General features: G+C 67.5%; 15 protein-coding genes. 9 read left to right on the top strand and 6 right to left on the bottom strand.

Annotated elements, in window-relative coordinates; translation table 11 throughout:
• Positions 1-28: 28 nt before the first annotated feature.
• The 4 genes from AC1MEM_RS21905 to AC1MEM_RS21890 are packed head-to-tail and all read right to left on the bottom strand — an operon-like array spanning position 29 to position 4,597.
• Positions 29-1,588: a glycoside hydrolase family 3 protein gene (locus AC1MEM_RS21905; protein ID WP_499474161.1), complete on the bottom strand. Its 1,560-nt coding sequence runs from the start codon at positions 1,586-1,588 to the stop codon at positions 29-31.
• 11 nt (positions 1,589-1,599) lie between these two features.
• Positions 1,600-2,610 (bottom strand): SIS domain-containing protein, encoded by a 1,011-nt coding sequence (locus AC1MEM_RS21900; protein ID WP_499477731.1) that lies wholly within the window; start codon positions 2,608-2,610, stop codon positions 1,600-1,602.
• 8 nt (positions 2,611-2,618) lie between these two features.
• Complete coding sequence (gene nagA / locus AC1MEM_RS21895; protein ID WP_499474159.1) at positions 2,619-3,719, bottom strand: N-acetylglucosamine-6-phosphate deacetylase; 1,101 nt, start codon at positions 3,717-3,719, stop codon at positions 2,619-2,621.
• Positions 3,716-4,597, bottom strand: coding sequence for a glucosamine kinase nucleotide-binding domain-containing protein (locus AC1MEM_RS21890; RefSeq protein WP_499474157.1), 882 nt, complete (start codon positions 4,595-4,597; stop codon positions 3,716-3,718). The genes nagA and AC1MEM_RS21890 overlap by 4 nt, the downstream gene beginning before the upstream one ends.
• A gap of 576 nt (positions 4,598-5,173) precedes the next feature.
• Between AC1MEM_RS21890 and AC1MEM_RS21885 the strand changes: the two genes are divergently transcribed.
• Both AC1MEM_RS21885 and AC1MEM_RS21880 read left to right on the top strand, forming a co-directional pair.
• Positions 5,174-5,674, top strand: coding sequence for a CcdC protein domain-containing protein (locus tag AC1MEM_RS21885; RefSeq protein WP_499474155.1), 501 nt, complete (start codon positions 5,174-5,176; stop codon positions 5,672-5,674).
• A gap of 454 nt (positions 5,675-6,128) precedes the next feature.
• Entirely contained in the window at positions 6,129-6,845 is a 717-nt protein-coding gene (locus AC1MEM_RS21880; RefSeq protein ID WP_499474153.1) for a hypothetical protein, read from the top strand.
• 42 nt (positions 6,846-6,887) lie between these two features.
• On the opposite strand, the gene AC1MEM_RS21875 is transcribed toward AC1MEM_RS21880, so the two are convergent.
• Positions 6,888-8,273 (bottom strand): MFS transporter, encoded by a 1,386-nt coding sequence (locus AC1MEM_RS21875; RefSeq protein ID WP_499474151.1) that lies wholly within the window; start codon positions 8,271-8,273, stop codon positions 6,888-6,890.
• A 236-nt stretch (positions 8,274-8,509) separates the two neighbouring features.
• Positions 8,510-9,850 (bottom strand): GIN domain-containing protein, encoded by a 1,341-nt coding sequence (locus AC1MEM_RS21870; RefSeq protein ID WP_499474149.1) that lies wholly within the window; start codon positions 9,848-9,850, stop codon positions 8,510-8,512.
• A gap of 185 nt (positions 9,851-10,035) precedes the next feature.
• On the opposite strand from AC1MEM_RS21870, the gene AC1MEM_RS21865 reads away from it, so the two are divergent.
• The 7 genes from AC1MEM_RS21865 to AC1MEM_RS21835 all read left to right on the top strand — a co-directional run bounded on the left by AC1MEM_RS21865 (position 10,036) and on the right by AC1MEM_RS21835 (position 14,769).
• Entirely contained in the window at positions 10,036-10,860 is an 825-nt protein-coding gene (locus tag AC1MEM_RS21865; RefSeq protein ID WP_499474147.1) for a metal-dependent hydrolase, read from the top strand.
• A 62-nt stretch (positions 10,861-10,922) separates the two neighbouring features.
• On the top strand, positions 10,923-11,108 hold the full coding sequence (locus AC1MEM_RS21860; protein ID WP_499474145.1) for a hypothetical protein: 186 nt from the start codon (positions 10,923-10,925) through the stop codon (positions 11,106-11,108).
• The gene (locus AC1MEM_RS21855) at positions 11,105-11,587 is read left to right on the top strand and encodes a hypothetical protein (protein ID WP_499474143.1); all 483 of its coding nucleotides are present in this window, start codon (positions 11,105-11,107) and stop codon (positions 11,585-11,587) included. Before AC1MEM_RS21860 ends, AC1MEM_RS21855 begins: the two co-directional genes overlap by 4 nt.
• 6 nt (positions 11,588-11,593) lie before the next feature.
• Entirely contained in the window at positions 11,594-13,180 is a 1,587-nt protein-coding gene (locus AC1MEM_RS21850) for an ExeA family protein (protein WP_499474142.1), read from the top strand.
• On the top strand, positions 13,181-14,008 hold the full coding sequence (locus tag AC1MEM_RS21845; protein ID WP_499474140.1) for a general secretion pathway protein GspB: 828 nt from the start codon (positions 13,181-13,183) through the stop codon (positions 14,006-14,008).
• A 10-nt stretch (positions 14,009-14,018) separates the two neighbouring features.
• A complete protein-coding gene (mobB, locus tag AC1MEM_RS21840) occupies positions 14,019-14,558 on the top strand; it encodes a molybdopterin-guanine dinucleotide biosynthesis protein B (RefSeq protein WP_499477729.1) in 540 nt (179 codons plus the stop codon).
• A 19-nt stretch (positions 14,559-14,577) separates the two neighbouring features.
• On the top strand, positions 14,578-14,769 hold the full coding sequence (locus AC1MEM_RS21835; RefSeq protein WP_499474138.1) for a YjfB family protein: 192 nt from the start codon (positions 14,578-14,580) through the stop codon (positions 14,767-14,769).
• Positions 14,770-14,793: the final 24 nt, after the last annotated feature.

Here is a 14,793-nt window from a genome sequence, read left to right as displayed (position 1 = left end):
ATTGCGTTACGGTGAATGCAACCCGGCATCAGAAACCGGGCACCGGGCACTGGCCGGTGGCGTCGATCTCGCCGGCCAGCCAGGCATTCACCGCCGCCAGCGCCGGCGCGGCGAAGCCGTAGGTCATCAGGGCGGGAGCATCGACGTCGAGCGCCTGATAGGGGTTCCAGAGCGCCAGGTGCAGGTCGGGACGCCAGGTTTCGCGCACGCGCGGGCCGTAGCGGCGGCGCGAGGTCGAGGCCAGGATCGTGAAGCGGCCGTCCTGCGGCAGCGCGCTCCAGTCGAAGGTCTCGGCGTCGGCGAAGGTCACCAGCTCGACCTCGAACAGCCGGGCCAGCGAAGCGGCGATGGCCGCCGCCGGCACGCCCGCTTCCGAGACGCCGTCGCTGACCACGTCCTGGCGCGCGACCAGGCGCAGGCGCGCGCCCGCGGGTGGCCGGCGCACGGCGCCCCGGCTGCTCAGGCCGCGCTGCCAGGCGCGCGCCATCAGTGCGCGGTCCTCCAGGTCGGTCGTGTAGATCGGCGCTTCGTCGGCGCCGGGCGCCTCGCTCGCCATGACTTCCGGTGTGGCCGCTAGCGTCACGCCCGCGGCCGGGCGCGACGTGCCGCCGGCGGGGTGTGCCGCCGCCAGCGCGGCCAGCCGCGCCAGCCTCGCCTCGACTTCCGCCATCGGCAGCTCGCCCGACGCAATCGCGGCGGCAATCGCCTCGATGGTCTCGATTTGCGTTTCGCGCGAACCGATCGCCATCACCATGTCGGCGCCCGCGACCAGCGCGCGCACGGCAGCCGGGCCGGCGCCATAGCGGTGCGCGATCGCGTGCATGTCCATGCCGTCGGTGATGATGACGCCCTGGTAGTGCCACTGTTCGCGCAGGATGCCGGTCAGGATCGGACGCGACATCGTCGCCGGATACTCGGCGTCGAGGGCCGGGTAGACGATGTGGGCGGTCATCATGGCGGGAGCAAACGGCGCAGCCATGCGGAAGGGCGCGAACTCGAAGCGCTCCAGTTCGGCGAGGGGCTTGTCGACCGTCGGCAGCGCGCGGTGCGAGTCGACGTGGGTGTCGCCATGGCCGGGGAAGTGCTTGACGCAACAGGCCACGCCCTCGGACTCGCTGCCTTCCATCCAGGCCAGCGCAATGCGGGTCGCGGTGTCAGGATCTGCGCCGAAGGAGCGCTCGGCGATCACGGGATTGTGCGGGTTGTTGTTCAGGTCGAGCACCGGCGCGAAGTTCCAGTTGAAGCCCAGCGAGCGCACCGCGCGCGCGACGGCCGCGCCGACTTCGCGCGCCAGAAGCGGATCGTTGGCCGCGCCGAGCGCCATGGCCGACGGCGGCGCCGGCACCCAGGTCGAGCGCACGACGGCGCCGCCTTCCTGGTCGAGTGCGATCAGCGCCTCGGGCCCCATGACCCCGCGCAGGCGGCTGGTGAGGCGCGTCAGCTGCGCCGCGTCCGTCATGTTCTGGCGGAACAGGCAGGCGCCGCGTACACGGTGCTGCGCCAGGAAGGCGGCCGTGTCTTCGTCCAGTTCGGTGCCGAACAAACGCACCATGATCAGCTGGCCGGCAATTTTCTTCAGGTCGTCCATAGCTTGTTTGCTCAGTTTGTCTTCGTGACTTTGCTCAGGTGGCGTGGCCGATCCGGATCCATGCCGCGTGCTTTCGACAGCTGCGCCGCCATCACATAAAACGCCTGGATCGCGACGATCGGGTCGAGGTCCGGCGTGGCGGCAAGCGGCAACGTCAGGTCGCGCTCGTCGACGTCTCCAGGCGCGGCCAGCAGCACGCGCGCGCCGCGTCCGCGCATCTCGGCGGCCAGCGCGACGAGGCCCGCTTGCGCCGGACCGCGCGTGGCGAAGATCAGCAGCGGGTAGCCATCTTCGATCAGCGCCATCGGGCCGTGCCTGATCTCGGCGCCGGAAAAGGCCTCGGCCTGCAGCGCCGAGGTTTCCTTGAACTTCAGGGCCGCCTCCAGCGCGATCGGAAAACTGATGCCGCGTCCGACGACCATGATGTTGCGCGCCGGCGCCAGCACCTCGATCGCGGCCGACCAGTCGACCTGCGAAGCCGCGCGCAGGTCGTCCGGCAGGGCGGCGAGGCCCGCCTTCAGTTCGGGGTCGTCCTGCCATTCGGCCACCAGGCGCGCGCCGGCGACCAGGCTCGTAATGAAGCTTTTGGTCGCGGCCACGCTCTGTTCCTTGCCGGCGTGCAGGGGCATGGTCCAGGCGGCGGCCTGCGCCAGCGGCGACCCGGCATCGTTCACGAGTGCCACCGTGGTGGCGCCGCCGTCGCGGAAGTACTGGATTGGTTCGACCAGGTCCGGGCTCTGGCCCGATTGCGAGATCGCGATGGCCAGCGTGCCCTGCGTGACCAGCGGCGATTTATACAGCGTGATCAGCGACATCGGCAGCGAAGTGACGAGGCGCCCCAGGCGCGACATGATCAGGTAGGCGACATAGTTCGAGGCGTGGTCCGAACTGCCGCGCGCCACGGTGACGGCACTGTTGAAACTGGACGCCCTCAGCGTGCGTCCGAGTTCGGCGTAGCGTTCGGCGTCCTGCGACAGTTGCAGGGCGACGCAGTCGGCGGCGGACATGGCTTCCTGCAGCATCCGTGAGCTCACAGCGCTTCTCCTTCGATACCGATACCTTCAATAAAAACCGCTTTGATGTTCAGGTCGCGGTCCAGCACGACGAAGTCGGCATGGCAGCCGGGCGCGAGGCGCCCGCGCTGGCTTTCGCCGAGGTAGTCGGCGGCATTCGTCGAGACGCGGCGCGAGGCTTCTTCGAGCGACAAGCCGATTTTCACCAGGTTGCGCAGCGCGCCGTCCATCGTCAGCGTGGAGCCGGCCAGCGTGCCGTCAGCCAGGCGCACGCCGCCCATGCATTTATGGACGACCTGGCGCCCCAGCATGTATTCGCCGTCCGGCATGCCGGACGCCGCGGTCGAATCGGTCACGCAGAACAGCTGCGGGATCGAACGCAGCGCGACCTTGATCGCGCCCGGATGCACGTGCAGCAGGTCGGGAATGATCTCGGCGTACTGCGCGTGGGCCAGTGCCGCGCCGACCATGCCCGGCTCGCGGTGGTGCAGGCCCGGCATGGCATTGAACAGGTGCGTGAAGCCGGCGGCGCCATGCTCGAGCGCGGCGACGCCGTCTTCGTACGAGCCGCTGGTGTGCCCGACCTGCACGCGCACGCCCTGGCCGGCGAGCAGGCGCACCAGTTCCAGGTGGCCGTGGATCTCGGGGGCGACCGTGATCACGCGCATTGGCGCCAGGCTCTCGTAGGCTTCGATTTCGGCCAGCGTCGCTTCCTTCGCGAACGGCGGCTGGGCACCCAGTTTGGCGGCGTTGATGTACGGGCCTTCCAGGTGCACGCCGAGGATGCGCGCTTCGCCCGGACCGCGTTCCTTGCAGGCGGCGCCAATGGCTTTCAATGCCCGTTCGATGTCTTCCGGCGGGGCCGTCATCGTGGTCGCCAGCAGGCTGGTGGTGCCGTGCTTCGCGTGCAGGGCCGCGATCACGTGCGGCGCGTCGCCGCCTTCCATCATGTCGCGCCCGGCGCCGCCGTGCACGTGGACGTCGATGAAGCCGGGCAGGATGTAGGCGTCACTGTTGGTGTCCGGGTGGGCGGCCTTGCCGTCGATCGCGGCGATGCGTGCATTGAACTGCAGCTCGCCGTGGACCCAGCCCTCGGGAGTGAGAATATTGCCTTTCATCGGGCTTCCTTCACATGGCGTTCGATCATATAGAGCGCGCCGCGCGCCGAGTCGCCCTGGGGCGGCAGGCAGCGCGCACGGGTGTGCGGCGGCAGCCAGGCCAGCAGCACGTCGCCCAGGCCCCCGCACAGCGCCAGCGGCAGCGTGTGGCCCGGGTCGAGCGCCTCGGCGATGCTCGCCACTTCGCGCCCGGCGTGTTCGAGGATGGCGCGCGCCACCGGATCGCTGTCGCCGTGGATGACCACGAAGCGCGCCAGGCTGGCGTAGGCCGTCTGGTTCGCGCGGCCCAGCCAGATCTGCACCGCGTCGCGCTTGCCGCCGCAGGCTTCGATGACCTCGCGCGCAAAGGCGCCGCCTTCCACGCGGCCATCGACCACCTGCTCGATATGGTTCAGCGCGCGCAGGCCCATCCAGGCGCCGCTCGCTTCATCCCCGGCCGGGAAGCCCCAGCCGCCGACTTCGACTTTCGTGCCGTCTTCCAGCATCGCTTCGCCGACGCTGCCGGTGCCGATCGCGACGATGGCGCCCGGCTTGCCGCCGTGGGCGCCCATCAGTGTCGAAAAACCGTCGGTGTCGAGCACGAGGGCGGCAAAGCCGGGATCGGCGGCGACGAATTGCGCTGCCCAGTCCTTGTTGTGCACGCCGGCCAGGCCGAGGCCGATCGCCATCGAGGACAGGGGAGGGGAGCCGATATCGGCCAGCGCGCAGGCTTCGCCGACGGCGGCCAGGATGGTCGTCCAGGCATTCTCGATGCCGTGGGAAAGGCCGGAGGGGCCGGCGCTGGCCTGGGCCAGTTCTTCGCCGCTGGGGCCGGGCCGGGCGAGGCGCACGCGGGTGCCGGTGCCGCCGCCATCGACGCCGATGAGGTATTCGATCATGGGAAATGCGTGCCGGGGAAGGTCAGGGCACTATAGGGAGGCGGGTTGAGCTTGTCAACAGGTATTTAAGTGGTATTGAATCCTGCGGTATGCGCGCCGCTGCGGCGCCGCTGTGGCGCCTGCTGCTCCTATGAAACGGTAGCGCCGGCGTTGGTATGCAAACTGGTATGGTTGAGCAGCTATGGCAGGCGCGACGGATGGCCCGCAGGGCCACGACGGAACAGAATCTCAGCCTGCTGAAATCGGGAACAGTAAAAGGTCAGAAATGGAATGAGCCTATTATTTCCAAAATGGAAAAAATAAGTAATACTCATTCCATGAGCGCGCTATTCAAACTTTCCAAACACCGCATGGCCCCCCTGGTCGACGGGGGGGGGGGGGGGTGCTGTCGCGCCGACGATCCTGGCGCTGGAAATCAAGGCGCCCCGGCTCGAGCGGGCGTGCCGGCTGCCGGGGTGCGCGGCGCGCTGCTGACCTGGGCGGCACGGGCCGCTACATTGCGCCAGCACTGCCGCCCCTTCCCTTTGCCCGCCGTTGCGGCGGTATTGCCTGAACCATCAACCGATTAGACAGACCATGACCCAGACGCAGATGATTTTGTTCGCAGCCTCGCCACTCATCATGTGGCGCGTATATAAACGGGTGCAGCGCCTCACGGTACGCCAGAAATCGCGCATGTGGCGCCATTGGTTCGGCGTGACCTTCCTGCCGACCGCCTTGCTGGTAATGAGTGTCCTGTTCAGCGCGAATACGTCCGTCCTTGCCGCGCTGCTCGGCGGGGCCGCCGCAGGGGCCGCGCTCGGCCGGGCCGCCTTGCGCCGGTCGGGTTTCGAACGGGTCGGCAGCGATTTTTTCTATACGCCTTATGCGCCGATCGGCATGGTTGTCTCCATGCTCTTTATCGCCCGCGTGCTGTACCGCATATTCGAAATGGTGACCCTGGGCGTGCAGCAGGCGCCCGCTTTCGGCAGCAGTCCGCTGACGATGGGGATCCTGGGCGTGGTCGCCGGTTATTACCTGATGTATGCGTCCGGCTTGCTGAGGTGGCGTCTCGCAGCGAAGCGCACAGCTTCTTGATTTCCCAATAAAAGGAAGACAAATGCGGTTTGCTCAACTTCTTTCGACGGCATGTTTCTGCATTTCCGTTGTGGTGCTGAGTGCCTGCGCTACCCGGCACCCTGTGGCTTCTTCGAATAATGTAGCGGCCACAGTAAACGATCTCGCTTACTGCTTGCAAAGCGATAACGGTCATTCAGTCACTTGTGGCAAGTCGGCGGCTTTCTGCCTGGAGTCAAAAGACCACCGTAGTGTCGCGTGTGGGGGACTGGCGCCATTTTGCGCAAAGTCGAGCTCTGGAGAAAACGTGGCGTGCGGTGGAAAAGCAGCTTTCTGCGAGAAATCGAATGATGGCCAGCGGGTTGCGTGCGGTGGCGAAGCGCCGTTCTGCGAGACATCGAAAGATGGGCTTGTATCTGCATGTGGCGGCAGGGCGCAAGCGTCTGCTTATTAACCTGGGTCGAAGGCGAAAGCAATGCGGAAATCCGTCTGGGTAGGCATGCTCTTCATGCAATTTGCTTATGCAGCTCCGGCGGACGTCCATCCAGACGATGCGCCGCAAGTACCGGCCAGGCCACCCTCTGACGCGGATTTTTGTCGGAACGGCTTGTTTCCCCGTGAGCAGGAACGCCTTGACCTGGGCGTGATCCAGGGCCAGGAAGCGGAAAAGGTGCATTTTTTCGACGATCTCGACGGCTGCCCGTCGGAGGGCCCGCAGTGCATGCGTCCCGCCTATCTCGTCCCGGGCGACGAGGTGTTGGTCGGCAAAAGGACTGCCGACTGGGCCTGCGTCTGGTATCAGGGACGCAAGCGTGAATCTGTTTCGTGGATACCGAAACAGAACGTGGCGTTGCGCCCGGCGCCGCCCATTCATCCCGTGAGCGATTGGGTCGGCGTGTGGGGCAGCGGTCCCGACAAGATCCGGATTTCCGTGTCGAAGCCGAAGGGCGAACTCCAGATCCGGTCGCGTTTGCGCTGGGAGGGAGGCACGACTCCCGGTGGCGAGGCAATCGCCCACTATGGCGGAATGACGGGGACCCTCGAGGTGCATGGTCCGAGAGGCAGCGCTGTCGAGGGCGATTGCCAGGTGACGCTTGCCAGGATCGGGAAATATCTGGTAGCCGACGATAACGGCGCCTGTGGCGGCATGAATGTCAGGCACACGGGCATGTATTTCCGTTTGCCGAAATAAGCCGGCTACGCGCTCGTCCTGGTAGATCAGCGCGCGGCCTGGTCAGCGCGGCTTGGACGATGAGCGCATGCGCAGCAGCGCCACAAGCAAGCCCATCCCCGCCGCCGCCGCCGCGATTCCCAGGGAGGTGCCGGCGCCGCGCGTCCCGTACAGGTCGAGCATGACGGTCGCAATGGCCGCACCGGCGGTCATGCCGAGCATGCGCGACATCGTCATCAGTCCGCCGGCCGCGCCGCTGCGCTCAGGTGGCCCGGAGACCAGCATGAGCCGGTTGTTCGGGGTCTGGAACAGGCCGAAGCCGATGCCGCACAAGGTCACGCGCCAGACGATGTCGAGGTCGGAGGGAGACGCGGGCAACAGGGCCAGGGTCACCAGCCCGAGGCTGAACAGCGCGAGGCCGGCCGCGCCCACGAGTTCCGGATTGAAACGGTCGGAAAGCTTGCCCGACAAGGGTGCGATGACAACGATGACCAGCGGCCAGGGCGTCATCAGCAAGCCCGTGGCAGCCGCGCTGCGGCCCATCTCCGAGATCAGCAGGAAGGGCAGGGCCAGCATGGCGATCGTCTGCGCGATGTAGGAGCTGACCGAGGTGCCCACCGACAGGCGCAGCACGGGGATCTGCAGCAGGTCGAGCGGCAGCAGCGGTGACTTGCGGCCGCGCTGGTGGCGCACCAGCACGAAGGCGCTGACGCAGCCAAGCACCAGCATGATGCCGGCGGCAAGGCGTCCGTTCGCATCGCCCAGCTCGCTGGCCCCGACGACGAACAGCGTCAGCGTCAGGGCGTTCAGTAATGCGCCGGTGATGTCGAGGCGGCGCTCGCCGGGCGTGTTCGCCGGCAGGAGCCGGCCGGCGAGGGCAATCGCAAGGAGTCCGAGCGGCAGGTTGATCCCGAACAGCCAGCGCCAGCTGCCGGCCGACAGGATGCCCGCGGCGACACTGGGGCCGATCGCAGCGGAGATCGCCACCGTCAGCGCCAGGTAGCCGATGCCGGTGCCGACCAGTGTGGGCGGGTACACCGCGCGCAGCAAGGCCGGCACGATGGTCGAGACGCAGGCCCCGCCCAGGCCTTGCAGGATGCGCGCGGCCACCAGCGTATCCAGGTTGGGCGCGCAGGCGCAGAGCAGCGAGGCCAGCGTGAACAGGACGAGGCCTGCCATGAAGACGCGCTTGTAGCCGAGCTTTTCGCCCAGCGAAGCCAGCGGCAGCACCGCGATGACCATCGCCAGCTGGTAAGCGTTCACGACCCAGATCGCCTGCGCCGCCTGCACCCCGAGGTCGGCTGCAATGCTGGGCAGGGCCACGTTGGCGATCGAGGCGCCGAGGTTGCCCAGGAAGGTGCCCAATAATATCGACAAGCTCGCCCAGCGCAGCGCCGGCATGGCCAGGCCCTCGCCGGCAGCGCGCAGGGCTGGTTCCGGTTTCATCATTTCCCACTTACCTCATCGTCATGTGCCGTCCACATCATGCTGTCGTGCTTGAAGCGCGCTGAACGGCGCATGGACGGGACGATTATATCCGTTGCGCATGATTGGCTGAGCAGCTCACGCTCGCCGGGCTGCCTGCTGCAAGGAGGGAGGGTTCTGGGTCAATACGCGTTCCGGCCGGGAAAACGAAAAAGCACGCTGCCCGCGAAGGCAGCGTGCTTTTACGGATGCAAGAAAAATCAGTCCGACTGGCGTCGTCCACCACGCTCGACCAGCACCAGCTCCTCGCGGCCGCCTCCTTCACGCACCTGGTTCACGGACGCGCTGCCCGGGCCGCGCACGCTGATATCGGTCTGGCGCACCGTCAGGCGGCGTGCCTGCAGGCTGCCCGAGCCGCTCAGTTCGGCATTCAGGCGCTCGGCGCGGCCCTCCAGCTGGACGTTGCCGGGGCCGCGCATGTTCAGCGTGACCCGCTTGCCTTCGATCGCGGCGGAGAGGTCGCCCGAACCGTGCAGCGAAGCGTCGAGGGTGTCGGTGACGCGTGCCAGCGACACGTTGCCGGGGCCGCCGCTGTCGATCAGCGCAGTGCGCACGGTGAGTTTCTCGGCGTCCAGTTCGCCCGAGCCGCTCAGGTCGGCGCGCAGTTCGTCGGCGCTGCCGGACAGCTGGGCGTTGCCGGGACCGTTCATGCGCAGAACCGCGCGCATGGCTTGCAAGCCGCGCGCTTCGAGGTCGCCCGAGCCGTTGACTTCGGCTTCGAACTGGCGAATCGTGCCGGCGACGCAGGCATTGCCGGGTCCGCGCTGGAAGCTGCTGACTTTTTCGGCCTGCAGGCCGCAGGCATCGAGGTCGCCCGAGCCATTGAGGTCGACCCGCAGCTCGCGCGCGCTGCCGCGCAGGCGCACGCCGCCAGGGCCGGACATCGTTGCCACGGCGCGCGCCACGTGCAGCTCGTCCGCCGCGAGGTCGCCGGAGCCGCTGATGCGCGCCGTCAGTTCCCTGGCGACGCCGCCCAGCTGCACGTCGCCGGGGCCGGACATGGACAAGGCCACGTTGTTTGCTTTTACCTGATGCAGGTCGAGGTCGCCGCTGCCGCTGCTGCTGACGTCGAAGCTGCCCGTCGCGCCGCGCGCACGGATATCGCCGGGACCTGTCGAACTCAGCACGAAACGCTCGCCGCCGACCGATTCGAGCTCGACGTCGCCGCTGCCGCTGTTGGCCAGCGACTTCAGGCTGGAGGCGCCGATGCGCACGACGACCTCGGTCCTGTCGTGCCTGCCGAAATGAAAGCTGAAGCCCGAGCGCGAGGCGCGCTGGCGCACGACCAGGGTGCCGTTGCGTACTTCCGTTTCGATCTCGGCCAGCTGCTTCGCTTCGCCCGACAGTTCCAGGCGCGGCGCGCCTTCGGTGACGATGACGCGGAACGGACCCGCCAGTTCGATGGCGGAAAATGCGCCGACGGCGCGTTTTTCGACCGTCACGGGCGCGCGCTTGTCCTCGGCGGAAACCGTGTGCATGCCGGACAGGCCGGCGCACAGGACGAGGGCGGCGAGGGCGGTGTGCTTGGTGCGGATGTGCATGATGTCCTTGTTGTTTTTGTGGGGGCAGGAGCGTGCACGATAGGGCAAACTGCAGGCGTGCGTGCAGCCGAACCGATGGACGTGCAAAATCACGGTATCAACGGTTGAAGACGGGCGCTGAACGGTGCGGGTAGTCTCCTGGACCCCGTGAGCGCAGGCCCCACCTGGCAGACGAAAGGGATCGCATGTCCACGCTGACTGTCCGCAAGATCGATGTCGACCTGGCGCAGGGCTTCGGGCGCCACTGGAATGGCGGCGACGCCTACCGCACCCAGCTGTTCAATGCGCTGTCGATGAGTTTTCCTCTCGGCGAGCAATTGTTCATCGACGCCGTCCGTGCCGTGCCGCCCGAATCCCTGACGGATCCGGTCTTGCGCGCCGAAGTGAACGATTTCATCGGGCAGGAGGCGACGCACCGCCACATCCACGTGCAGTACAACAAGGAGCTGGAGCGCCAGGGTTTGCCTTACACGCGCGAGGCGGCCACCATCAAACGGATGCGCCACATCGACCGGATGGGCGTGCTGGACCGGCTTGCGATCACCTGCGCGCTCGAGCATTACACGGCGATGCTGGCCGACGGCGTGCTGCGTTATCCGGAGTGGCTCGACGGCGCCGAGCCGCGGATGCGCACCGTGTGGTCCTGGCATGCCGCCGAAGAGACCGAGCACAAGGGCGTGGCCTTCGATGCCTACCGCGCGGCTGGCGGCGGCTACCGGCGCCGGGTGCTCTGGTATGTGCACGTCAGCTTCATGTTTGCCTTCGAAACCTTCCTGCAGACCTGTTTCAACCTGCGCCGCGACGGCACGCTGTTCAAGGCGCGTACCTGGGGGAATGCCGTGCGCTTCTGGTTCGGGCGCCACGGACTGGCCTGGCACCTGCTCGGGCCGGGGCTGCGATATTTTTCGCCGGACTTTCACCCCTGGCAGCACGACAACCGCCAGCTCATCGAAGCGTGGCTCGAGCACAACAGTTCAGCGTGGCGCCCGGTGCGCCAGAAAGCGGCCTGAGGCGTCTGGCCTGCTCGCGGTCGGCAAGTGTCATAATGGCGGCGTCGAGTGAGGAGAATACAGTGATTCGTTACATGGGCACCCGCAAGAACGGCGAGGGCGCCACCGTCTGCGTGTTCATCGTGAACGGCCTCGAGAAAGAGGTCCGCGAGAACGCGCTGAAACAGCATCCGGGCTGCTACGAAGCCTTGCCGGCCTCGGCCAAGGCGAAAATCGCCGTCAACCGCGACTGGCTGTCGAAGCTGTGATCGCAACCCAGCCTGTGCTGCGCCGCGCCGCTGCCGGCGTGCTGCTGGCGCTCGCCTGTAGCGCGGCGCAGGCGCTGCCCTCGACCTTTGCGCCCGTGATCGGCAATGCGCTGCTCTGCCACAGCCAGCTCGACAATGCATATTTCCACGCCTACCTGAGCACGGCCTTCGGCCCGGCGTACAAGCACGAGGGCGGCGCCTTCTGGTTCAAGGGCGATGCCATGCTCTGGGGCAAGCAAGTGCAGGACATCATGGTCAGCGACGACACGAATCCGATGGTCTTCATCGCGGCCGTGTTCGACGCCAGGCCCGAAGAGCTGGAAGAAGCGGTCCACGCCGCCGTCGGATTGCGTCACAAGGCGCTTGACGCGTCGCAGACTCCCTTGCGGGCGTCGAACCCGGGCAGCGTCATCGCTTATCACAACAGCAAATCCAAAATATACTGCGCGAGGTATAAACCTCTGCCGCCAGGCCGTTAGCGCTCCATGTACACCAATTTCTTCCACCTGAAACAGGCGCCGTTCTCGATCGCCCCCGACCCGCGCTACCTGTTCATGAGCGAGCGCCACCGTGAGGCGCTGGCGCACCTGCTGTACGGCATTGGGAGCGGCGGCGGCTTCGTGCTGCTGACCGGCGAGATCGGCGCCGGCAAGACCACGGTCTGCCGCTGCTTCATCGAACAGGTGCCGGAGAATTGCCGGCTGGCTTACATCTTCAACCCGAAGCTGAGCGTCGGCGAACTGCTGCAATCGGTCTGCGAAGAGTTCCGCATCGCGCCGCCAAACGGGCAGGGCGGGGTGAAGGGCTATGTCGATGCGATCAACGCGTATTTGCTGGCATCGCACGCGCAGGGAATGAACAACGTGCTCGTGATCGACGAAGCCCAGAACCTGGCGCCGGACGTGCTCGAACAATTGCGCCTGCTGACCAACCTGGAAACCAGCGAGCGCAAGCTGCTTCAAATTATCCTGATCGGCCAGCCGGAACTGCGCACGATGCTGGCGCGTCCGGAACTGGAACAACTGGCCCAGCGCGTCATCGCGCGTTACCACCTGGGACCGCTGTCCGAGGCGGAAACGGGTGCATATATCGCGCACCGGATGGCGGTCGGGGGCGCGCAGGGAGCGCCGGTGTTTCCGGCCTCGATCGTGCCGTCCATACACCGCATCACACAGGGCGTACCGCGCCGCATCAACCTGCTGTGCGACCGCGCGCTGCTGGGCGCCTATGTCGAGAACAGCGGGCAAGTGACGCGCACCATCCTGCGCAAGGCGGCCGAGGAAGTGTTCGCCGGGGAAACCACGCCGGCGGCCCGCACGGCGCGCTGGCCACTGCTGGCCGGCGGTCTGCTTGCCGGCGCGGCGCTGAGTGCGGCCGCGGCCTGGCAGGTGCTGCCGCATGCGGTCTCGACGTCGCCGGGCGCGGAGAAGGGCGCGATCCCGCCTGCCGCGGCGGTGGCAGCGCCTGCTGCGAGCCTGCTACACGGAAATTCCGACGAAAACGCGGCCCTGCGCGCACTGGCCTTGCTCTGGGGCGCGCAACTGCCGGCGGGCGAGGCCTGCCTGGCCGCCTCGCGCGTCGACCTGCGCTGCCATGCGGGCCGCGGCGGCATCTACGAATTGCGCCAGCTCGACCGTCCGGCGGTCATCACCCTGCGCGACGGACGCGCCACCAGCTACGCCGTGCTCGCCGGAATGGACGAGCGCAGCGTGAGCTTGCTGGTCGGAGGCAAGCGCGAAAAAGTCGAGCTCGCGGCGCTGGTGCCGCGCTTCACGGGCGAGTACACGACCTTCTGGAAGATGGCGCGCGGCTTTCGCAACCAGCTGGCGCCCGGCGACCAGGGGCTGGACGTCGACTGGCTGGGCGCGCGCCTGGCGCAACTGAACAACACAGCCGCGCCGGCGGCGCAGACGCCCTTCGATGCGCGCACCCAGGAATTGCTGCGCGCCTTCCAGTCCGCACAAAACCTGAAGGCGGACGGCGTCGCCGGCCCGCGCACCTACATGCGCCTCAACCAGCTGACCGGGGTCGCCGAGCCGCGCCTGCTCGCCACTGCCGGGACGGGACACTAAATGTCGTACATTCTCGAAGCACTCAAAAAGGCGCAAGCCGAACGCCAGCTGGGCAATGCGCCCGACATCCATACGCCGGCGCCGCTTGCGGTTCCGGCCGCGTCCGCCGCGGCGAACCGCAAGCCGCTGCTGATCGGCCTGGGTGCGGGCCTGCTAGTCGCGGGGATTGCGGCCGGGTTCGTGTGGCGTGCGCAGACGCCGGCCGGGGCGCCTGCCGTGCTGGCGCAGGCGGGCGCGGTGGGTGGGCCAGCGGCGCCATCACGCGCTGTGGCCTCGCCGGCTGCTCCGGTCGAGGCGGCGCCGGTGGTGCGGGCGGCCGAGCCGCCCGCAGCGCCGCCCGCAGCACCGCACAAACCGGCGCCGGTCCCGCAGCCGGCAGCGCGGGAGCGCGCTGCCGCTGTTGCCGCCACCCCGGCCCCGCCGCAGCCGGCCGCCGCGCCAGCTGCCGCGCCGCGCGGCGCCGCTCCTGCCGCGACAAGGCCGCCACCGGCCCAGGCCGCCGCGCGCGAGCCCGTACCACAAGCGGTCTACCTGCCGGCCCCCGCGCCCGAGCCGGCGCCGGCGCCGCCGGTCCGTGCGCCCGATCCGATCGTCGACGAAAACCTGCGCACGCTGCAGCAGTTGCCGGAAACCCTACAGCGCGAGGTACCGAAGGTAACGGTCGGTGGCTATATTTATTCGCCGAATCCGGCGGACCGCCTGCTGCTGGTCGACAAGATGCTGCGCCGCGAAGGAGAGGAGCTCGCTCCCGGCCTCGTGCTGGAACGCCTGAGGCCGAAGTATGCCGTGATGAATTACCGCGGCACCCGCTATCGTGTCGCTTACTGATACGGGCACGATGCCCGCGGTGCTGGCCGTGGTTGGCTGGTCGGGCAGCGGCAAGACGACGCTGCTCGAGTTCCTCGTCGCGCAACTCGCCGCGCGGGGGCTGCGCGTAAACGTCGTCAAGCACAGCCACCACGACATCGAACTGGAGCCGCCGCACAAGGACAGCGCGCGCCTGCGGATGGCCGGGGCGGCCGAAGTGATGATCGCGTCGCCTTACCGCTACGCCATCCTGCGCGAACTGCGCGGCGAGCCCGAGCCGGCTCTTGCCGAACAGCTGGCGCGCCTGGCCCCCGCCGACCTGACCCTGGTCGAAGGGTATAAATGGGAACCGCTGCCGAAACTCGAGGTCTGGCGGCCCGCGCTCGGCCGCGCGCCGCTGTATCCCGACGATCCGCTGGTGGTGGCGGTAGTGTCCGACGAGCCTGTGCCTGCCGGCGTCGAACGGACCTGCCTGAACCTGAATGCGCCTGATGAGGTCTTGAGCTGGCTCATCGATTGGATGGCGACCGGGGCTAAAGTTTCCGCAAAACAAGACGTTAATAAAGGATAACCCTCTTCAGGAGATCTACATGGACCTTACGAGCATTGCTGCCCTGTCTACCACCATGGCCGAGACCGGCAACAAGCAGGATGTCGCCATCACCATGCTCAAAAAGCAGCAGGACATGCAGCAGTCGACCATGACGCAAATCCTCGACGGCATCCAGCCGCCGCAGAGGCTGCCGGCCCACCTTGGCAACACGATCAACACCACCGCCTGAGCTGACCCCTCCGGTTGCCGCCCC

This window comes from Telluria sp. AIW5, assembly GCF_056680575.1.
Note: the sequence above shows the minus strand (reverse complement) of the source record. Positions and strands in the feature narration are given on the sequence as shown.